The 20,570-nt window shown below is 55.3% G+C and carries 18 protein-coding genes; 11 read left to right on the top strand and 7 right to left on the bottom strand.

Features of this window, described 5'->3' with window-relative positions:
- Positions 1–8 precede the first annotated feature (8 nt).
- Genes PG062_RS14345 through PG062_RS14335 form a run of 3 tightly spaced genes read left to right on the top strand, consistent with a single transcriptional unit; the run spans position 9 to position 2,862 of the window.
- Positions 9–512, top strand: a complete 504-nt coding sequence (locus tag PG062_RS14345; RefSeq protein ID WP_270752796.1) for an FHA domain-containing protein — start codon at positions 9–11, stop codon at positions 510–512.
- A 5-nt stretch (positions 513–517) separates the two neighbouring features.
- A complete protein-coding gene (locus PG062_RS14340) occupies positions 518–2,041 on the top strand; it encodes an FHA domain-containing protein (RefSeq protein ID WP_270752795.1) in 1,524 nt (507 codons plus the stop codon).
- The gene (locus tag PG062_RS14335) at positions 2,029–2,862 is read left to right on the top strand and encodes an ABC transporter permease (RefSeq protein ID WP_114000328.1); all 834 of its coding nucleotides are present in this window, start codon (positions 2,029–2,031) and stop codon (positions 2,860–2,862) included. The genes PG062_RS14340 and PG062_RS14335 overlap by 13 nt, the downstream gene beginning before the upstream one ends.
- A 624-nt stretch (positions 2,863–3,486) precedes the next feature.
- Here PG062_RS14335 and PG062_RS14330 read toward each other — a convergent pair.
- Genes PG062_RS14330 through PG062_RS14320 form a run of 3 tightly spaced genes read right to left on the bottom strand, consistent with a single transcriptional unit; the run spans position 3,487 to position 6,367 of the window.
- Positions 3,487–4,443 (bottom strand): putative ABC transporter permease, encoded by a 957-nt coding sequence (locus PG062_RS14330; protein ID WP_270752793.1) that lies wholly within the window; start codon positions 4,441–4,443, stop codon positions 3,487–3,489.
- Entirely contained in the window at positions 4,440–5,195 is a 756-nt protein-coding gene (gene trmB, locus PG062_RS14325) for a tRNA (guanosine(46)-N7)-methyltransferase TrmB (protein WP_270752792.1), read from the bottom strand. Before trmB ends, PG062_RS14330 begins: the two co-directional genes overlap by 4 nt.
- 11 nt (positions 5,196–5,206) lie before the next feature.
- The gene (locus tag PG062_RS14320) at positions 5,207–6,367 is read right to left on the bottom strand and encodes an alanyl-tRNA editing protein (protein ID WP_270752791.1); all 1,161 of its coding nucleotides are present in this window, start codon (positions 6,365–6,367) and stop codon (positions 5,207–5,209) included.
- Between the two features lie 146 nt (positions 6,368–6,513).
- Between PG062_RS14320 and PG062_RS14315 the strand changes: the two genes are divergently transcribed.
- From PG062_RS14315 to PG062_RS14300, 4 genes are all read left to right on the top strand, one after another.
- Entirely contained in the window at positions 6,514–7,911 is a 1,398-nt protein-coding gene (locus PG062_RS14315; RefSeq protein WP_270752790.1) for a hypothetical protein, read from the top strand.
- A gap of 81 nt (positions 7,912–7,992) precedes the next feature.
- Positions 7,993–9,627: a 4-alpha-glucanotransferase gene (malQ, locus tag PG062_RS14310; protein WP_270752789.1), complete on the top strand. Its 1,635-nt coding sequence runs from the start codon at positions 7,993–7,995 to the stop codon at positions 9,625–9,627.
- 190 nt (positions 9,628–9,817) lie between these two features.
- Positions 9,818–10,615, top strand: a complete 798-nt coding sequence (locus PG062_RS14305; protein ID WP_270752787.1) for a GGDEF domain-containing protein — start codon at positions 9,818–9,820, stop codon at positions 10,613–10,615.
- Between the two features lie 95 nt (positions 10,616–10,710).
- On the top strand, positions 10,711–11,166 hold the full coding sequence (locus PG062_RS14300) for a hypothetical protein (protein ID WP_242979485.1): 456 nt from the start codon (positions 10,711–10,713) through the stop codon (positions 11,164–11,166).
- 776 nt (positions 11,167–11,942) lie between these two features.
- Here the strand turns inward: PG062_RS14300 and PG062_RS14295 are convergent.
- The 4 genes from PG062_RS14295 to PG062_RS14280 all read right to left on the bottom strand — a co-directional run bounded on the left by PG062_RS14295 (position 11,943) and on the right by PG062_RS14280 (position 17,058).
- The gene (locus PG062_RS14295; protein WP_270752786.1) at positions 11,943–13,964 is read right to left on the bottom strand and encodes a fructose-1,6-bisphosphatase; all 2,022 of its coding nucleotides are present in this window, start codon (positions 13,962–13,964) and stop codon (positions 11,943–11,945) included.
- A 1,056-nt stretch (positions 13,965–15,020) separates the two neighbouring features.
- A complete protein-coding gene (locus tag PG062_RS14290) occupies positions 15,021–15,734 on the bottom strand; it encodes a recombinase family protein (protein ID WP_270752785.1) in 714 nt (237 codons plus the stop codon).
- A 346-nt stretch (positions 15,735–16,080) separates the two neighbouring features.
- On the bottom strand, positions 16,081–16,734 hold the full coding sequence (locus tag PG062_RS14285) for a SprT-like domain-containing protein (protein ID WP_113999170.1): 654 nt from the start codon (positions 16,732–16,734) through the stop codon (positions 16,081–16,083).
- An 18-nt stretch (positions 16,735–16,752) separates the two neighbouring features.
- Positions 16,753–17,058, bottom strand: a complete 306-nt coding sequence (locus tag PG062_RS14280; RefSeq protein WP_270752784.1) for a hypothetical protein — start codon at positions 17,056–17,058, stop codon at positions 16,753–16,755.
- Between the two features lie 168 nt (positions 17,059–17,226).
- Between PG062_RS14280 and PG062_RS14275 the strand changes: the two genes are divergently transcribed.
- From PG062_RS14275 to PG062_RS14260, 4 genes are all read left to right on the top strand, one after another.
- Positions 17,227–17,835, top strand: a complete 609-nt coding sequence (locus PG062_RS14275) for a hypothetical protein (RefSeq protein WP_270752783.1) — start codon at positions 17,227–17,229, stop codon at positions 17,833–17,835.
- 332 nt (positions 17,836–18,167) lie between these two features.
- The gene (locus tag PG062_RS14270) at positions 18,168–18,857 is read left to right on the top strand and encodes a plasmid recombination protein (RefSeq protein ID WP_270752782.1); all 690 of its coding nucleotides are present in this window, start codon (positions 18,168–18,170) and stop codon (positions 18,855–18,857) included.
- Between the two features lie 12 nt (positions 18,858–18,869).
- On the top strand, positions 18,870–20,204 hold the full coding sequence (locus PG062_RS14265; RefSeq protein WP_270752781.1) for a type IV secretory system conjugative DNA transfer family protein: 1,335 nt from the start codon (positions 18,870–18,872) through the stop codon (positions 20,202–20,204).
- 56 nt (positions 20,205–20,260) lie between these two features.
- On the top strand, positions 20,261–20,428 hold the full coding sequence (locus tag PG062_RS14260) for a hypothetical protein (protein WP_158538804.1): 168 nt from the start codon (positions 20,261–20,263) through the stop codon (positions 20,426–20,428).
- Positions 20,429–20,570 lie beyond the last annotated feature (142 nt).

Genomic DNA, 20,570 nt, shown 5'->3' with positions numbered 1-20,570 from the left:
GGAGGAAAATGATGAAACTGACCAAATGCCCCAACGGCCATTTTTATGATGCCGATAAACACCCCGAATGCCCCTATTGCAATGGCGGGCTGGAGGCCGGCAGCGCCATTGCTCAGCCCGGCACCGCTGCCGAGGTTGACCTTGCCGCACCCAAAGGCCCGGTGGCCGGTTGGCTGGTGGTACTGGACGGCCCCGCCCGCGGGCAGGACCTGCGTTTGGGCGAAGGCCGAAACTTTTTGGGGGTGGATGCGGCCGGGAACCCCGCCGTGCTGGATGCCAACAGCCCGCTTGCGGTGCGGCGCGGCATTGTGGTGTATGACCCACAGGATAACAACTGGTGTGCGCTGCCGGGATCTTCCAACGAGCTGTGCACCCTGAACGGAAAAAGTCTGATTGAAAAAATGCCGCTGACAGCGGGGGATACCTTTGCTGTGGGCGGCGCACAGCTGCGTTTTGTGCCGCTGTGTGGGCCGGAGTTCAATTGGAATGCAGCGCCGAAAGAGAGGAAGTGACTCCCTTGGCCAGTGAGATTATTTTAACCGTCAGCGAGCGGCGCAACCGCCAAAAGCTGACCCTTTCCAGCACGGCAGCTCCCTTTGTGTTTGGCCGTGGGCGCGATTGCAGCTTTGTGCTGCGCCGCAACAACGTGGGGGAACACCAGTTCACAATCGAATACAAAAACAATGCCTGGCTGATGCAGGACGCAGGCTCCACGACCTGCGGCACCTGGTACAATAACCGCTATATCCATTCCGGTGAGGAAGTGACCCTGCAGCCGGGGGATGTGATCGGCCTGAATACCGACGGCAACGAAACCACACAGGAAATCACCTTCCGCGTGGAGGAAATCCGCCAGGGCGAGGGTACCGCCGCCCTGCGGCGGGAAACGCCCAACGCCACCGTGCTGCGGGAGCTGGATGTGCGCCGCAAGCGCCGCATCCTGATCGGCCGCGGCGAGGACTGCGATGTGCAGCTGACCAGCGACCGTGTTTCCCGCCACCACTGCGAGGTGGTGTATAAGGACGGCCACTATGAACTGAATGACCTTGGCTCCACCAACGGTACTTACCTGAACGGCACCCGCGTGCGCAATGAGCTGCTGACGGACGGCGCTGTCATCAATGTGCCCACCCAGGTGTTTGCATTTTCCGGCGGAATGCTGCACTACCATGAGCATAAGGTGGGCATCAGCATTGAACTGCTGGATGTGTATAAAACCGTCAAAAACCGCAACACCGGCAAGCCGCTGAACATTGTGGACGGCACCAGCATGGGGGTGGAACCCAACAGCTTTGTGGTTGTGGTGGGCGGTTCCGGAACCGGCAAATCTAGTTTGCTGGGCTGCATCACCGGGGCGTCGCCCTGCACCTCCGGCAGCGTCTGTTTTGACGGTATTGACACCCGCGGCAACCGCAATGCCTTTGATGCCGTGCTGGGCTATGTGCCGCAGAAAGACATTATGCACGACGAGCTGACGGTGGAACAAAGCCTGACCTACACCGCCAAGCTGCGCATTGCACGCGATGCCACCCGCACCGAGATCAAAGCTGCTGTGGCCCACGCCATTGAAGCCGTTGACCTGGGCGGGCGGGAAAAAACGATGATTGCAAACCTTTCCGGCGGGCAGAAAAAGCGGGTTTCCATCGCTATGGAACTGCTGGCTTCGCCCCGGCTGCTGATATTGGACGAGCCCACCAGCGGGCTTTCGCCGGATCTGGACCGCAGCATGATGGAGCTGTGCCGCAAGCTGAGCCACGAAAACTGCACCGTGCTGATGGTTACCCACAACATGTCCAACATCAATCTATGCGATAAGATCGCCTTTTTGGGTACGGGCGGCGTGCTGTGCTATTATGGTTCGCCCGAAGCGATGGATGAATATTTTGATGTGGAACTGACCAGCGATATTTTTGAAAAGCTGCACGACCCCGAACAGGTGGAATATTACCGCCGGAAATACTTTACCAGCCCGGAATTCAATCGCCTTGCAGCGCGGTTCCCGGCAGCAGCCAAGGAGGCGGAAAAACGATGCAAAGCGTAAAAATCGGCAAGCTGCTGCGCCAGCTGGCGGTGCTCATCTCCCGCAATTTTCAGCTGATCTGGAACCAGAAGCTGACCCTTGGCAGCTTGATTTTGCAGGCCCCGCTGATGGTGCTTGTCATCAAGCTGGTGGGGGAGCCGGACTGCTTTACCTCCAACCTGATCAACATCGGCAGCCGCACGGTGCTGTTCATTGTGTGCGCCATGGCGTCCTTTATGGGGCTGCTGAACTCTTACCGCGAGATCTGTAAAGACCGGGAGATTATCTTCCGTGAAGCCAGCGTCGGCGTTTCGCTGCTGGCAACGGTGCTCAGCAAGGCCATCACCCTGTTTCTGGTGGAAGCCGTGCAGGCGGGCATTTTGACGGCAGGCTTTGTGGAGATCATCCATATTCCGCAAAACCACCTGCTGCTGGATACCAATGTAGAAATCTTCATTACGATTTTCCTGCTCATGGCAGCATCCAGTGCCATGGGCCTGCTGGTATCTGCCAGCCTGAAAAGCAGCGAAGCCGCGGTGCTGCTGGTGCTGGTGCTCATCATCGGGCAGGTGGTGTTCAGCGGCGTTATGTTCAGTATGACCGGCGCGCTGACGGCCATCAGCTATATCATTGTCTGCCGCTGGGGCATGGGGGCGCTGGGCGCTTCCACCGATTTGAACGACCGCCTTTCCTGGCTGAAAGCAGGGCTGGACAGCCCGATGTACGATGCCACCGTGCCCAACCTGGTGCACAGCTGGCAGATGCTGGGGTTGATTACCCTGGTGTGCGTGGCGGCGGCATGGCTGGTGTTGTATATTGGGTTCAATCGGAAAAAGGGATAATCGGTACAGCACAATCGGCATTTTTTTCACGGTAGGATAGGGTCACCCAACCCTACCACACATTTGGAATGAAATCATCAGGTTTTAATGGCTGCCCACCCGTAGGGGCGCAGATTGTGCGCCCGCGGGTGTTTGCGGTATTCAGGGGCAGAATATTTGGCAAGGTCCGTCATGCGGGCCGATGCAGGTGTTGTTCCCTGCAAATTTTTAGCCTGGCAGCGGGAAACCTCCCCTCAGGCCGCTTCGCGTCCAGCTCCCCTCTAGGGGGAGCCACCTCAGACCTAAAGTAAGAGATTGGCTCCCCTGGAGGGGAGCTCCGGCGAAAGCCGGTGAGGGGTGGTTCCACGCCACAAACCTTAAGGCAACACCGCACAATTCCCGCCTGACGGCTTAAGCACCGCTCCGGCGGCTGCGGCACGGCATCTGCGTTGCCAAAATGCTCGATAAGACATCCAGTATTATCTGCGCTTTTGGCTTAGCATCTGCCGCACCTCGCTCGCCGTATCGGCACTTAGAATTATGCGGTATTGCCTTAAAAATCCCAAACTACAAACAAAAACAACAAAACCGCCGGGCGGCAAGTGCTTTGCTTGCTGCCCGGCGGCTTTTGGTATAGGGAGATATTTACTTGTCTTCTTTTTTCATGGCGTTCTTGCCGGTTTTTACGGCCTGTTTGGCGGCGGCTTTGGCGCGGGCTGTGGCTTTGGTCAGGCCAACGCGCAGGGAGGCCAGTGCTTCGCGGCGGTCGGGGACCATGTCCGGGAAGGCCCGCAGCAAACGGCCGGTGCCAAAGAACCGCTGCTTGCTCAGGCGGATGGTGGTATCGCGCAGGGTGCCGGCTTTGCCTGCCAGTTCGCGCAGCTGGTCACGCAGCTCGGCAGCGTTGGTGGCACCCTCCATGGCGGCCAGGGTCAGCTGCAGTTTCTGCTCATCCAGCAGGGTGTCCATCGTCATGGCGCTGGTGCCGATCACTTCAGTCAGGGCATCGCTGGTGGTGCGCATGGCTTTGCGCAGCTCATCAATGCGGGCCAGCTGTTTGCTGAAGCCGACAGCCTGAATGGCGGATACGATCAGATCCGCCAGGAACAGGCCGCCGAAAATAACATCCAGCCAGATCAGCACAAGGGTGGGGATAGCGGCGCTCGGCTTGCTGAGCAGCGGGTGAACTACCACCATCAGCAGCACGCTGCCCAGCCCCCACAGCAAGGAAAACTGCGGGCAGATGAACCCGCCCAGGTTAAAGCGATACATGGAATAGTCCCACCAGCGGGTGTGGAACATCTTGTACAGGATGTATCCGCCAACCAGCTCCACCAGCGTGGTGATGACCATGCCGCCGAAAAAGGCAACCAGTACGTTCTGGTACCATGCCATATCGCTGCTTGGCATGGTAAAACGGCCAAGAACGGCGATCATTACCGTCATGCCGCAGCCGTAAATGGGGCAGATTGGGCCGTTCAAGAATCCGCGGTTGACCAGCTCCCGCGTGGTGATGGCTGCATAGGCAACCTCCACGCACCAGCCCAGGAATGCATAGACGAAAAAGAAAAATATCGTATGCAGCAGGGCATAAGTGGTCATTCCTGCACCTCCCCGGCGGGGGCGGCTTCTTCCTCCGGTTCCAGGCGGCGGGCCAGCTCTTTGGGCTCCACCCAGGTCACGCTGGAATCCGGCCCCTTGCGGGCAATCAGCGCCTTGATGGGAATGCCCTGTTCGCTGAACATGCCCTCGTGCTCGGTGCGCAGGTTCCAATCCGGCTCATTCTTGTGCAGATCAAAGGTCTGCCAGGTAATCTCGAACCCGGCAGCGGGAAAGTAACCTAGGCTGTCCCGGAACAGGTCATCGTCATCGGTCTTGAAGTAGATTTCGGAACCCTCCGGCATCAAAGCGCGGTACTGCAGCAGCTGGCGCGGGTGGGTCAGGCGGTGCTTGTTGCTGCCAGCGTTTTTGCTCCACGGGTTGCAGAAGTTGATGTAGATGCGCTGCACGGTATCCGCCGGGCTGAACACGCCGGAAAGCCGCTCGATATCCAGCGAGGCGATCTTGACATTATCCGGCGGCAGCTGAGCGGCGGCGTAAGCGGCTTCCACCTTGCGCTTGGCCAAAATCAGGACCTTATCCGTGATATCAATGCCAAGGTAGTTGATATCAGGGTGCAGGGGGGCCAGCTGGCTCAAAAAGCCGCCCTTGCCGCAGCCAAGCTCCAGGTGCAGGGGCTGCTCCGGCCGGGCATACAGCTCATGCCAGTGCCCGGCATGGGTCAGCGGTTCGTGAACATGGAAATCGCAGGCCAGCAGTTCCGGTCTGGCATAGGGCTTAAAACGCATACGCATACAACAATACCTCACTCATGATAATTCACTAAAAAATTCTGGACATCGGCAAAATCAGTGCAGGCAAGGCTGCCCTGGCAAAAGCCGGGCTTGCCGCCGCCCCGCCCGCCGAACGCTTCATTCAGCGCCTTGCACACCGGGCGCACATCCCCGCCGGGCAGGCAGAGCGCATAGGCGAGGCCCTGCCCGCCGGAGGCCAGCACCGCCGTCAGCGCGTTGGTGCGGGCCGATACCGCCAAACAGATCCGCCGCAGTCCGTCACCGTCCGCACCGTCACAGTGTAGCACAGCAGGCTGGCCGGGCACGGCGGCTTGGGCCAGTGCTTCGGACAATGCGTTCTGCATGGCGGCAAGGCGCTGCTTGAGGGCAGCTTCCGCCGTTTGCAGGTTTTGCACGGCGGGCAGCAGGCGACCGGGGGCGGAGCTTAACAGGGTGCCCACCGCGGCGGCATCCTGCCAGGCGGTAGCAATGGACTGATGCGCACGCTCCCCGCACACAACCGCCAGCCGGGTGCCGCCCTTGTAGCTTTGGGCGCTCAAAATTTTGATGGCCCCCACCTGACCGGTGGTGGAAACATGGGTGCCGCAGCAGGCGCACAGGTCGGCCCCGCCGGCATCTACCAGCCGCACCGCACCGTCAATTTCCTTTTTGCTGCGGTAGGTCAGTTTTGCAAGGTCTTCCGGCGCAGGGTACCAGCAGCGCACCGGGGCGTCCGCACGGATCACCGCGTTGGCCTGGGCTTCTGCTTCGGCCAGCTGGCCGGCGGTCAGCGGAACGCTCATATCCATCCGCACCGCGGGGGAACCGATGTGAAAGCCCACATTCTCCGCCCCAAACAGGCGGTGCAAAGTGCCGCTTAAAATGTGTTCACCGGTGTGCTGCTCCATATGGTCGCGGCGGCGCGCCCAATCAATGCGGCCTTCCACCGTCTGCCCAACCGGCAGCGCTGCGCTGACAGTGTGGGTGATCACGCCGCCATGCTCCTGCACATCCGTTACAAGGGCGGTGCCCAGCGCACCGGTATCGCAGGGCTGGCCGCCGCCCTCCGGATAAAAGGCGGTCCGGTCCAGCTGCACGGCAAACTGTTCCCCGGCCGGGGTGCAGACAAGCACCGTGGCGGTAAAAGTTTGAACATATGGGTCTGTTTCGTATAGTTTTGCCGTTGCGGGCATGCAAGGTCATCCCCCTTTCGGAATATTTTTACATTATAGCATAAAACGGCAGTGGAAAAAACAGTTCAAATCCGTTATAATAAAAATCAGTTATAATTCCGGCGGCTCCCCGGCAAGGTGGGAGCCGGAAAGGGGGCGGGAACCATATGAAAAAACGAATCTCAGCACTGGTTTTGAGCAGCTGCCTGCTGGCGGGCTGCGCGGGCCAAGGGGCGGCTGCTACCGGCGAAACCGCAGCACCCAGCCAGGCCGTGCCCACCGCGGCACCCCAAAGCCTGACGGTGAACGGCCTGCTGGACACCAGCGCTGCTGTTGGCGCGCTGGAGCTGTATGCCCAGGCGCAGAATGTGACGCTGCAAAACAGCTTTGAGACCGAAACGGCGGACCTGGTCATTCTGGATGCCCCGCCGCAGGATGATGGAACCTGGAAGAATCTGGCGGAGGACGAGCTGCTGGCCGCCGCCGCGCAGCGTGCCGGACTGGATACGGAAAGCACCGTCACCGCCCTGCCGGTGGGCCAGAGCCTGTATGCCTATTGGGCGGATAACCGTGTGCTGACCGAGCTTTTGCAGAGCGATGCCGCGCTGGACGACCTGCGCGCTGCGACCTGGGAGGAATGGTTCGATTTCGTAACAGCTGTGACCCATTGGTGCGCGGAACCCGGCGCTGTGCAGGTAACGCTGAACGGCAATGCTTACACCCTGCCCGCTGAGCGGCGGGAGACACTGGCAAACCTGAACGGCGTGTTTGCCGCCCAGGGACCGGAGGTTAGCGGCAACAGCGGGGATGGCGGCGTGGCGGAAAATACCCCTGCGCTGTACACCACCGCCCTGCTGGCGGCGGGGGAGCCGCTGACCGAAGAAAACCTGACCGGTCCGCTGAACGCGCTGGAGCAGGAGCTGCGGCTGGAAGATGCCAACAGCGCCTGGCAGGCCGGCATTGCAGACCTATGGACCAGCAAGTATCTGTTCCAGCAGGGCAATGCCCTGTTCTACCGCGGCTACCTGGCCGACCTGATCAGTGACAGCGGCGCAGCGTTGAGCAGCGCCCAGAAAGACGCGCTGGTGTGGCTGCCCATCAAAAATAACCTGACCGAAGCCGACATTGCCAACCAGCGGTTCAACCTGGCCGGGCTGATGAATTACCCCATTTTGGCCAACCGTGCCTGGCTGGCTATCCCGGCGGATGCCGATGAGGAGAGCGCCCGCGCCGCAGCCGCCGCTATTTTGTGGCTGTACACCAGCAAGGCGGGGGAGAGCGCGTTGATCGACACCCTGGACCTGATCACCCCATGGGGTACCGGCAGCAACCAGAACGCCGCCGCGGCCATGCAGGCGGCGCAGGTGACAGCCGGTATTCTGCCTGGCGCAGCGCTGGACCAAACCCAGGCCGCCGCATTGCAGCAGGCCCAGCGCGGACTGTATTATGAAGCGGACGGCATTACCCTGCGGGATGGCCTGTGGGATGAAGATGCCGCCGCTGCCTGGCGCAGCGCCGTGATGGCGGCCCTTGGCGCAGAAAGCGCCGAAGCAGACGATAATTGATGCCCCGGGGTGTACCTGAAAAACAGGCGCACCCTGGATGGGCTTTGCGGAATACAAAAAGTTTTAAGGAGAAGAGAAAAAATGAAGAAGCGTTGCAGCGGTATCCTGATGCCGGTTTCCAGCCTGCCGGGCGGGTATGGCATTGGCTCCATGGGCCAGGCTGCCAGAGATTTTGTGGATTTTCTGGTGCTGGCCGGACAGAGCGTGTGGCAGATTCTGCCCGTTGGCCCGACTTCGTATGGCGACAGCCCGTACCAGAGCTGCTCGGCTTTTGCGGGCAACCCGTATTTTATTGACCTGGATCAGCTGGCTGCGGATGGCCTGCTGAAGCCGGAGGATTACGCCAAAGAAAATTGGGGCACCAACCCCAATTACTGTGACTATGCCCTGCTGTACCAAAAGCGCTACAAGGTGCTGCGCAAGGCATACGCCGCATTTTTGCAGCAGCGCCCGGTGCCGGGGTACGATACCCCCTACAGCGATGACTGGTACCGTTTTACCTTTTTGAGCGATGCCTGGCTGCCGGATTACTGCCTGTACATGGCAATCAAAGAAGAAAACAAGATGTGCGACTGGCAGACCTGGCCTGCCCCGCTGCGCCTGCGCGACCCCAAGGCGCTGGAAGAGTTCCGCACCGGCCATGCCGATGAACTGGGCTTCTGGGCCTTTGTGCAGTATGAGTTCGCCAAGCAGTGGCAGGCCCTGAAAGCATATGCCAACAGCAAGGGCATCAAGATCATGGGCGATATTCCCATCTATGTGGCGGCGGATTCTGCCGATGCGTGGGCAGGCCGTGAGCTGTTTGAGATGGACAGCGAGGGCCACCCCCGCCGCGTGGCTGGCTGCCCGCCGGACTATTTTGCCGAGGATGGCCAGCTGTGGGGCAACCCGCTGTATGACTGGGCCTACCACAAGCGTACCAACTATGCCTGGTGGGTGCGCCGCGTGCGCCATGCGCTGAGCATTTATGATATCCTGCGTATTGACCACTTCCGCGGCTTTGATACCTATTGGGCTATCCCGGCGGGGGACAAAAACGCCCGCGGCGGCAAGTGGGAACAGGGCCCCGGCATGGACCTGTTCCGCGCTCTGCGCACCGCTCTGGGTGACCTGCCCATTGTGGCCGAGGATCTGGGCGAAATTTTTGATTCCGTCCGTGCGCTGCTGGCGGAAAGCGGATTCCCCGGCATGAAGGTGCTGCAGTTCAGTCTGAACGGCACCGATAGCTTGGACCTGCCGCATAACTACCCGGCCCACTGCGTGGCTTACCCCGGCACCCATGACAATAACACCCTGCGCGGCTGGCTGGAAAACGAAACCACCCCCGCCCAGCGCAAACAGGCCAAGGCATATTTTGCCCTGACCGAGCAGGAGGGCGAGATCACCGGCCTGCTGCGCGGTGTGCTGGCAAGCCCGGCGGAGCTGGCTATTGTGACGATGGCCGACTGGCTGGAAAAAGGCAGCGAAGCCCGCATGAACACCCCCGGCAACCCGGCGGGCAACTGGCAGTGGCGCGTTGCCGCTAAGGACCTGACCCCCGCGCTGGCGCGGAAGATCCACGAGATGAGCGCACGGTATTTCCGCGCGGAACCCCTGCCGGAAGCGGAGCCGAAAAAGGAAAAAGCGCCCGCCCCGCAGCCCAAGGCCAAGGCGGCTGACGCAAAAGAGGAAAAAACGACAGCACCGGCGAAAAAAGCAGCAAAAAGTGCAAAGTGATTTTTTGAACAGTAATACTTTTATTATTAAGCAATTCTTTGTGTAATGCGGGTATGGGAAAAGCATGCACGGTATGGTAAAATATACAAAGATTTTATGTCAAGTTGTAGCATTACAACATTAGGGCAACATAGAGAACCGAAAAACGCTTTGTTGGATCTTGTATGTTTTACATGGAGGAAGACGCGTCATGCAGGAATTTACTCTGGAACAAATTGGCATGCAGGTTACCGCATTGCAGAATTTTTTTGACCAGGTTACTTTGATCGACCCGCTGGCCCAGGCCGAGGTGGACCCCGCCACCCTGCAGGCCACCGGCCATGCCGATGCTGTGCCTGTGCTGAATGCAGATGGCCGTGGTTGGCAGCCGATTTTGGGTGAGGATACCGGTTTTGTGTTTTACCAGAACATCCAGGTGGAGAACCGCCCGTTTGTGCTGGCTGCCACCTATTTCCTTACGGCAGATCTGCCCGCCAATGACCGCGAGGCAAACGCCCTGCTGCGCCTGCTGGGCCAGTACCGCGAGGAGATGCGCCGCGATTATGTGACCGGTGTATATAACCGTGCGTTCCTGGATTCCACTTACCGCAAAAAAGTGGCGGCTGCTGCCTGCGCAGGCAAGCCGGTCAGCGTGGTTGCTGCCCGCGTGAACGAGTATTGGAACCTGCTGCGCGAGGAAGGCACTCACGCAGCAGATTGCTGCCTGAATACCGCAGCCGGTATTTTGCAGCTGGCTGCCGGGCCGGACCAGCAGAACGCTGTTGTCCGCCTGGAAGACGGCATTTTCCTGGTGGTGAGCGTTGGCACCCCGGCGGCAAAACTGCAGGCTGCGCTGCATGAAGCGCTGGGCGAATCCCGCCGCACGTTCGGCATCACCCTGTCCCGCCGCGGCGAATTTACCGTGTCGCTCAGCTCTGCCGATTGGGGCGAAGCCGGCAGCTGGGACCTGATGGTGGCCCTGGCCGAGCAGCGCCTTTCCGGCTGCTGAAGAAGCTGAAACAAAAGAATAAATCCCCCTTGTGGAGCCATACTAGCTTTGGGAACATTCCCAAAGGAAAAGGCTGTACACAAGGGGGATTTTTTATGCCGGAAAACCAGAATATGCAAAAAACCAGTGATAACGAAGCCATGCTGCAGGAGATCGTGCAGAACACCGAGATGGGCAAAAACACCCTGGATGAGCTGATGGGGCTGACGTATGACCAGAAGCTGAAAGACGAGATGATGCGCCAGAAAAACGAGTATCGCCGCCTGAACCAGCAGGCCCACACGGCGCTGGATGCCATCGGCGCACAGGCCAAGGGTCAGAGCGCCGCCGCACGCATGAGTGTGAGCATGGGCATCCGCACCCGCACCATGCTGGACAAAAGCACCCGCAACCTTGCCACCATGCTGGCGGAGGGCAGCGGCCAGGGCGTGCTGGACTGCAAGCGCGCCGAAACCGACTACCCCCAGGCCAGCCCCGGCGCCCACAAGTTGATGGAAGAACTGTGCGCGTTCCAGACCGGGGCGGAGCAGGCGTGGAGGGAATTTGTTTGATTAGTTAGGAGTTAGGAGGGAGGAGTTAGGAGTTGGGGGCGCTTAATGAATAAAGAATAAATAATAAAGAATAATTGTGGTGGACCGCGGCGCGGTGTGCCGCTCAGGAAATATTAGGGTTGCTGGTATTTAGAAATGCGGGATGAATGATAAAACAATCTGTAGGGCGCGATGCCCTCATCGCGCCGGGAAAACGTAAATTGAATGCCGCAATCTTAACGCAGCCCGAAACCTATCTGTAGGGGACGATGCTTGCATCGTCCTGCTGGAGCTTTGTCTTATTGCACATTATAAATTTGATGTTTTGCCTTGCCCTATGGTAGGGGGCGGCGTCCTCAACGCCCCGGATGGAAATGTGGAACCATAAATTTTAGGCTCTACGCGGGGAACCACCCCTCACCGGCTTTCGCCGGAGCTCCCCTCAAAGGGGAGCCAATATCTTACTTTAGGTTTGCGATGGACGCGAAGCGGCCTGAGGGGTGGTTCTCTGCAACAAACCTAAAGACATCCGCTCCTCGGTCTCGGAACGGTCAAGACCGTTCCCTACAGGTTGTTTTATTGTGCATAACGGGCAATAAACGCATATCTCACCCATAGGGGCGCACATTGTGCGCCTGCGGACGTTTGCCTTATTGCCTTAGGTAAGGCCCATCGTCCCCTACAAATAAAATAGCCGCAGCGGTGGGGAATGACTCCCTGCCGCTGCGGCTGTTTTCGATTTATCCTATAATTTATTCTATATTCTATTATAAAAAACTGGAAAATCCCCGTAATCGCTACCAGATCGTATCTTTCGTCGGCTGTTCTTTGATCAGGCCGGTGCGGTAGGCGGAGATGAGGCGGTGGAGGTCGGCCACCTGGGCGTACAGATTGGCGCCCTCGTCCATATGTTCCACCAGAACGCGGTCGGTGTGGTTATCGTCCACCACATCCACGCGGGACAAAATATCCAGGTTTTCCTGCACTGCTTTGGCGGTGTTTTCAAATGGCTGGTGGGTGCGCAGGCTCATGCCGTGGCTGGAATACACCAGCGTGTACCCCGCAATACCGGTGCGCTCGTGGTAAGCGCGGCAGAACCCGCCGTCAATCACCAACAAGCGCCCGCCGCCCTTGATGGGGCTTTCGCCGGCTTTTTCCCGCACGGGTACATGGCCGTTCACAATGTGGCAGTTGGCCGTTAAGCCAAACTCCGCCAGGATGCGGCAGCAGATGGCCGCATCATCGTACCAGGTATAGTAGGGATCCTTGATCTCCTTGTGGGTTTCTGGGTCCTCAATGTACAGCCGTTCAAAGGTGGTCATGGCGCTGCGGCCAAACAGCGGGGAGAGCTTGCCGCACCACAAGTACCACAAAAAGTCCTGCCCGCTCTGCCGCTCCGGCGAGCCCTCCGGCGCAAAATAGCCCAGGCGGGCGCGCAGGTCACAGTAATCCAGCAGCGCGCGGCCCCGCAGGGAATGGCCCTCAAACGTTTCGGCGGCAAATTCGCCCTCGTCCGTCAGGGGCACCGCACCGTGGTACAGCAGGCAGCCGTTCTCAATGTGGTATACGCTGCCCTTGGCATACAGGAAGGCAACGTGCTTTTGCAGCTTTTCGCTGTGGCGGAAGGATGCCACCAGCTTGTCCAGCACAAACTTTTCGTCGGCATTCAGGCGGGCCGGGTTCTCTGGATCTACCGTGGGGAAGTTGCGGTCCCGCAGGGGATAGATCTTGCCAAAATAATCCACCGTTCCGGCTTCGTAATCAATGCGGCGCAAAAAATCCCGCCCTTGCATCTTGAAATCCGGGTTGCGGTCGATCACTTCGCACTCCAGCTTCAGCATCAGGATGGTGATGGCCTTGTGCATGACAGCACAGCGGTGCAGCATTCCGTCCGTGTAGGGGCCGCGGGTGGCGTCGGTGTGCGGCATCCAAATGGTCAGATCCTCATTGCCGTAATACTGCTCCGCCATGCGCAGCAGGTGGCGCAGATTGATGCCGTAAAAATCTTCAATCATGCCGTGGTTGTGGTAGGCAAGGGTGGTTTTCAGCACCGTGCAGCAGCACAGCGCGCTGCCAGCGGCGGCACCCATCCACACAACGTCGTGGTTGCCCCATTGGAAATCCACGTTGTGGTGGGTCATCAGTCGGTCCAGGATCAGGTCCGGGCGGGGACCACGGTCAAACAGGTCACCAATAATGTGCAGCTTGTCCACCGCAAGGCGCTTGATCAGCTCACACAGGCGGATGATGAAAGCGTCCGCGCGGTCATTGGCGATAATGCTGCCCACGATCTGGCCATAGTAGAGGGTTTTGTTGTGGTCCTCAAAGTGGGCGTGCAGAAGCTCGTCAATGATATGCCCACAGCCCTGCGGCAGGCAGGAACGCACATATTCCCGTGTGTGCTTGGACGAAACAAAGCGGCATACATCGATCAGGCGCAGCAGCGTCTGGCGGTACCAGGCTTCCAGCTCAAAGCGTTCCGGGTAGCGGGCCTTGAGCAAGGGCAGCTTGCGCGCCGGGTAGTAGATCAGGGTGGCAAGCTCGGCACGGATGGCCTTGGGCACGTTTTCACCCAGGACAAGGTCAACTTTTTCGCGGATAACACCGGAAGCGGAGTTCAGCAGGTGGATAAAAGCCTCGTCTTCGCCGTGCAGGTCACTGATATAATGCTCGGTGCCCTTGGGCAGCTTGGCGGTGGCTTCCAGGCTGATAACGGCGCTGGCAGCCGCGGCCTGGGTGGGATAATCCCGTGCCAGCAGCGAAAGATACTTTAACTCTGCCACGCTGGTGGTGGGGATAGTAGTGGAATTGGAACCCATGGAACAGTATTCTCTCCTTTTTGAAGGGCTTGAATCAAAGCACACAATTGTATTATTGTTGCAAAAATTGGTACTTTTATTGTACGCTGTCCCATGCGGTGCGTCAATCGGAAAAGTGCCGAAAAACCTTGTGCTGCATCCGTTATATTTGACTATTTGATAATCCTTGCCCTACAAAATGGCAGGGTTTGCCGGGGGAGGATGATGTTGTAATGGATAAAATACAGAAAACTGGTGCACCATGCAAACAAAGTTTTCAATAGAAGAGAGGAAAAATTGGCATAAATACACCGCCCTGCTCAAAAGTGATTGACTTTTTGCGTGGGGAACGGTATGATACGGTTGTAATCAAAAAGAAAGCATCTTTTGTGAGAACGCCGTTACTGATGCCGTTCTCATTTTCTTTATCAAATAGAAATAGCAGCACCGCCCGCGGGTAATACCATATCGCGGGCGGTGCTGTTTTGCTGTAAAAAACAAACCCCGCCGCCGGATGGCGGAGGGGCCTGCGTGTGGATTCTTAACTTGTCTCTTTAGTCTTCGGTGAACGCCCTGTATCAATTTATGTGCGGGCACACGAAAAAATCCAGAAAGGCGCAGAGAAAATCAAGACAGCGCATAGGCGCTCGCTCCACTCCGTTCCGCTCGCAATCCGCCTAATCTCCAAGCCAACTCCAAGAACATTCCAAGTCCACACCAAGCAAAATCAACGCATTATCTCATGTTTTCCCGCATGGGACAGAATGAGAGAGGATTGGAAACAAAAAAGAAAGCAGGCCCCGGAGCCGGATGGCGGAGGGGCCTGCGTGTGGATTCTTAACTTGTCTCTTTAGTCTTCGGTGAACGCCCTGTATCATAGTAATATAGAAAAGAATATAAGTCAATATGCGACGACAAACTGTAATTTTTATAAATGTACTTTTAAATTAAAGTGTAGGCATTACAATGATGTGTGACAAGAGATAAAAAGGATTGCGAACAGGACACCATTCTCATTTTCTTTGTCATGGAGATAACAGCCTGTGGGATGAGAAATCATTTTACAGGCTGTTTCGGTTATAGGGGTATTGCCTCTCGCAGTTCCCTTTTATACTTGTAATATGTATTCCGTGCAATGCCAATGAGCCTGATACAATCTGCATCGCACAGCGTTCCGTCAAAATCCCTACTATATTTTCTAATGGACTCCTTGCAAGCGGCAGCTTTCTTGACTATCAGTTTGCGGCCACGCTCCTGCCCAATCTGCTTGCCGTTCAGTTTGGCGGTCAGCATTCCCTCTCTGGTGCGTTGGTGCAGGTCGTCAACTTCCTTTTGAGCTTGCGCAAAGGCAAGGCGTATCTGCTCTTTGGCGAGGTCAACGGTGTACTGATTCAGTGCAGCAATGACCGAGGATACAAAACTGTCGGTAGCGGCATTGCCGGTTTTCAGCTGGGGGCTGATTTGCCGCTGGATGGTCTGGCGGTAAGTCTCGGTGTTGATGTGCGGTTCTTTGAGAAAGCAAAGAGTTACATTTTGGGCGTACAGGTTTTCGTACAGTTGGCAACCCTCATCCGCATTGCGGCTCATGCGGGATACGCTGTCAAATACGATAGTGTCTTCTGCTTGCACGGTGTGAAGCAATTTGTCTAATTCTCTGCGGCCTTGATAGGTCGTGCCAGTATATACTTCTCGGATGATATGTGCGGTTGGGTACGTTGCCAAAATGTTGCGTACTTGCCGTTCGATATTTTGCTGTGGTGTGGAAATGCGGCAGTAACCATATATCTGCATGGCGGTATCACCTCTAAGGCTCGTTAATTTTGATACTGATAGTATACTTACTTTGTCATACGATAGCAAGCAGTTTTGATACTACTTGCACATAGCTTAAATTTGGTACTGAAAATGATGGCGGTGGTCGCTTGTGTGACCGCCGCCATCGTTCTACTTTTCGCTGTCTGCAAGGTAGCACCAAGAACAGGTTTGGCACTCTGGCATTTCTCCGCACGGTGGTATGCCGGTATCAGGCTCATACGGACAGGAATAATAATCGTATTGCATTGTGTAGCTCCTTTAAAAGTGTACATATAAAAATAGCGGTCTACTCTCACTCGACCATTATCACTGTTGTTATAATTTATTCGGCAACAACCATTTTTTCCATACAGTCGCCGCATATTAGGTTGATGACCTTGGTTGCTCGGCAGCTGTTGCTGCATTTGGGACAAATATATTTGCGGGTACTGCTGGGCTTTTTCGTTCTGGTTTCTGCGCCTGCACCGCTGTTGCCGCCCTTGGGGAGCGTTCCGAGTACATCCAGTAGGTTAAGGCTCTCGACCATCTGGAAATCTTGCCAGCCCTGTTCCTCAACAAAATCCAGAAGTTCAAGGCCGGGGCTGGTAATTGTCCAACCATATTTGGGATGGTGTTCGACTTCCAGACCGTGGGTTTCTGCAATGTGCTTGAAATTCTTGTTGTGGTACACGCCGTTATTGCTAGTATCTTTTATACCGTGCTCAGCGCAATACTCGTGTACCATCTCATGGACTAAAACGCCTGCGAGAAAGGCGCACTCCTGATTTAAGCTGGCAGAGCTTATATTGATTTCGTAGCGCCGTTCTTCGCCTGTCTTCCAAACCTTTCCAGTGGTGAAGTGCCCATACGCGCCAGCAGTCTTTTTTAAACTAATAACGACTTCCGGCAGTTCGCCGTCAAAAAAGCGGTTGTTAAGTGCTCGGAACATTTTCTCTAACTGACCTGCCACGCGGCTCGTTTTAATCGTCTGTTTCATTTTCGTTGTCCTTTCGTCTTAAAAGTATACTTTTAAATCCCCGCCGAAGCGGTTTGCAGGTTTGGCCCCTGCCGGCGAAAAGAAAAAGTAAAGCCCCCATCCCGGTGTCAACAGAACATGGAATATCGCAGCACTCCCCGCAAAAGTGCGAGAATATGCCGTGAAAGTCTGTTGACTTAGGGCTGGGGGCTTATATACTTTTTTGAGCGGCAGAGCCACGCTTCTCAATCTCCGCCGCAGCGGTTTATCAGTCTTTTTAAAGTAAAAATAACGCGTTAAAACAAAAATATAATTTTTGCAAAAAAACATTTTTTGGCTTGCCAATCCTTGCGAATTGCAGAAAATGAAATTTGTAGGGAAATCCCTTTTACCGTTATAGCACACGCATAACGATTTCGAATATACAAAATGTATATATTTTCCGTGTGCATGCTTTAAACGATATATACATGATGTATTGAATTATGAACGTTTTAAAGGAGGAAAAACATTATGAAACGTTTCTTTGCGTCGGATGCTGAGAGTGATATGCTTATCGCTGAGGCAACCAAAACCTTTGGATTGAAAATTGGAGACATCATCAATATGGCAATTAAAAATCAGTTTCTGCCGATTACGGAACCGTTCCGCACGGAGGCAAGATTTATCTTGCAACGCCATACAGAAGGAGCGTTGGAAGCTCAGGAAATCAAGCAGTCGATGACGCGCGGTATTAGAGCGTTAGGAACGCGCCCGGTGCGTGATGCAGACCGCTTGCAAGGATTTTTTGCCCGGTACCATTTGCATGAGGATGTAGAGAACTGCACCATTACAGAGAATGATGCCTTGTGGGAATCTGCTGTTGAGGTCTACAATATTCTCGGCAAACAGATTTCAGCTGGAGGCATCAGCAAAATTAACGGTGCGCGTTTGGTGGATGACATTTTTGCAGAGTGGGATACTTTGTGGAGCGAAAAGGCTGTGTACGATGTGCTGGCGGCGCTTGCGTTTCGTTGCGAGCCGAACCAGGCGTTCCACTGGTTTGAGGGCATGCAGTTCCTTACAGGGATTGAGCATGATGCAATGGGCCAGTGGTGCTGTACATCGGGTAGAAAAAAATAAGACCTGACACGCCTTTGCGATAGTAAGGCGTACAGGTCGCAGCAAGGGCGGTGCTGATGCTCTGCGTGGAAGTGCAGAACTTGGCACCGCCAATCTTATAGGGGCAGGGACGATGAAAAATCGTCCCGATGGGGGCCGCAGCCCCTCACTGACGGCAAGCGGGTCTTGTCGGCAGCGGGGAGTCCAGAGGGGTCACGCCCCTTTGGCAAGGTAAGCCCGCAAGGGCGGTGGGAGTTTCCGGGGAAACTGCCATACCTTGTATGACACAGCAGATGGAGACTAAATGTACTGCTTGCTTTTGCAGTACATTTTAAGCCGCAATCGGATGGGGCATGGCCCCCAACGAGAAGGGAATGATTATGATGGCGTGTGCCGAGAAGTTTGGTGCGGGCGCAGTCCGCAATATACTTCGCCACAACCGGCGAGAAATCGAACATTCGAGTAACCATGACATTGACCCGAAAAGGCTGGAGCGGGACTATATACTATCCCCAGACCGGGGCATGACTGAGTATGACTATTTTTTGCAGCGCAAATCGGAACTGTACTGCTATAACCGCGATGATGTAAAGGTTATGGCTGGCTGGATTGTGACAGCTCCGCAGGATTTAAACCCGGAGCGCTACGATAACTTTTTCTGCGCAACATACGATTTCTTAGAAAATCGTTATGGCAAGGAAAATGTCGTGCAAGCCATCGTCCATGATGACGAGGGCGGCCAGCCGCATTTACATTTTTGTTTCGTGCCCGTTGTCGAAGACCCGAAGCACGAGCAGGGCTATAAAATCTGTGCGAACGATGTGCTGGACCGCCGGGAACTGCGCAATTTTCACCCTGACCTGCAACGCTACCTGAATGAGCACGGTCTGGAAGACGCCCGCGTTATGACCGGCGTAACCAAACGGCAGGGCGGCAACCGCACTGTTGCACAGTTGAAAGCCGAACGCGAGTACCAGCAGGAAGTGGAACGCCCTGCGCTATATTTTGGAAAATCCAAAATTGAGCAGGGGCTTCACTTTTAATAAGGTGCGACCATGAAACAAGTTATATGGATTATCAGCTGTTATCTTTATGGCGCGGCGGTAATTCTACTGGTTATACTGCTGCTGTTGGTGTATCTGCGCGGGCAGGTTAATCATCTGCCAAATCCATTTGCCAAAAAGAATCTTGCGTATCGGCAGCCAGCGCAAGCAAGAGGAATACTATTCGGCAAGAAACTGAGCCTATTGGCCTACTCTCCTGAACAGGACGAGGGGCATATTCTCGTAATGGGGCCGTCTGGCACAGGCAAGACCAGTGCGCTGCTGATTCCAACGCTACGCAGCTGGCAGGGAACAGCGCTGGTGGTAGACATTTCCGGCGATATTTCAGCTAATGTCAAAACACCGAACAAAATCATATTTGACCCGACAGCGGAAAACTGCATCCCGTATGACGTGTTTGCCTCAATCAACGCGGTGGTGGATGAGACCGAACGGCAGGAACGCTTGGAACAACTTGCCTACCTGCTGTTGCCGGACAAAGCCAACGACAGCGAGGCAGGCATCTTTTTCACGAAAAATGGCCGCAAAATGATAACGGCAGCGCTTATCTGCTACTATGGCATGGGCTGGGGCTTTGTGCAAATCTGCGAGTTTTTCCTCGGCCACGATTGGCGCGGTTTGCTGAACGATATTGCAAAGCAACAAAATCCGATTGCCAATATGTTCATTAGTTCTTTTGTGGGTGCGTCAGAACAGAATACAGCAGGCTGCAAGCAGGCGGCAGACGATGCCTTAAAACTGTTTGCCGCAAACGAAAAAATTAAAAATGCACTTCGAAAATCAGCCAGCTATGAGCAGTCAATCAGCCCGGCTACGCTGGAAACAAACAGTGTTTATATCTATATCCCTGATGAAAAGCTCAAAATTTATGGCGACCTGCTGCGCATTATCACGGCCCAGTCGATGGAATATTTTTCATCCAGACCGCCAGAGCATAAGAAAATGATTCTGTTTTGTTTGGATGAATTTGCTTCGTTTGGCAAGCTGCAAATCACCGAGGCCCTGCGCAAGCTGCGAAAGCGGCACATCCGCATTATGGTGCTGACGCAATCGCTGGCTGACCTTGACATGATTTACGGAAAAGATGAACGGAAAGCTATGCTGGGCAACTTTAAGTTTACTGTTCTGCTCGGCTGTAAGGATACCGAAACACAGGAGTATTTCTCCAAAATGATTGGTGAGAAGCGTTCCCTACTGGCAACAGACCCAAACCAGAAATCACAGCCCATCATCAAGCCAGCTGACCTTGCACACTTGGAACAAGACCTCTTTGTAATCTGTGATGATGGGGCAATCCGGCTGCGGAAAAATTTCTACTTCAAATAAAAATCACTTTACACATAATTGGTGCGGGCATATACTTTATGCAAGAGGTGCTGTATATGTCACAAAAGCTTAATGAAAATTTTGATTCTAAAATTGCTGTAGACCCGTTTTATTCTGCAAGCAATATGGCTCACCTGCGCCGTGGTATTGATGCGCTTGACGCAGGTAATGGCGTTGAGCATGAAATTATTGAAGATGAAAGCAAAGCAGAAAATGATGATTGATTGGGAGGACGGGCAACCGTCCTCTTTTTCTTTTGTCACAGTTCATTCTTTCCATCAATCAAAAAATAGCAGCAAAAAGCGGGTGACATACACCCGCTTTTTCGTTATAATAGATAAAAATATGTATCTTTGGCTGCAAGTC

Source organism: Gemmiger qucibialis (assembly GCF_027689445.1).
Lineage (GTDB): Bacteria > Bacillota > Clostridia > Oscillospirales > Ruminococcaceae > Gemmiger > Gemmiger qucibialis.
The sequence above is the reverse complement of the archived record's forward strand: the minus strand, read 5'-3'. Positions and strand labels throughout refer to the sequence as shown.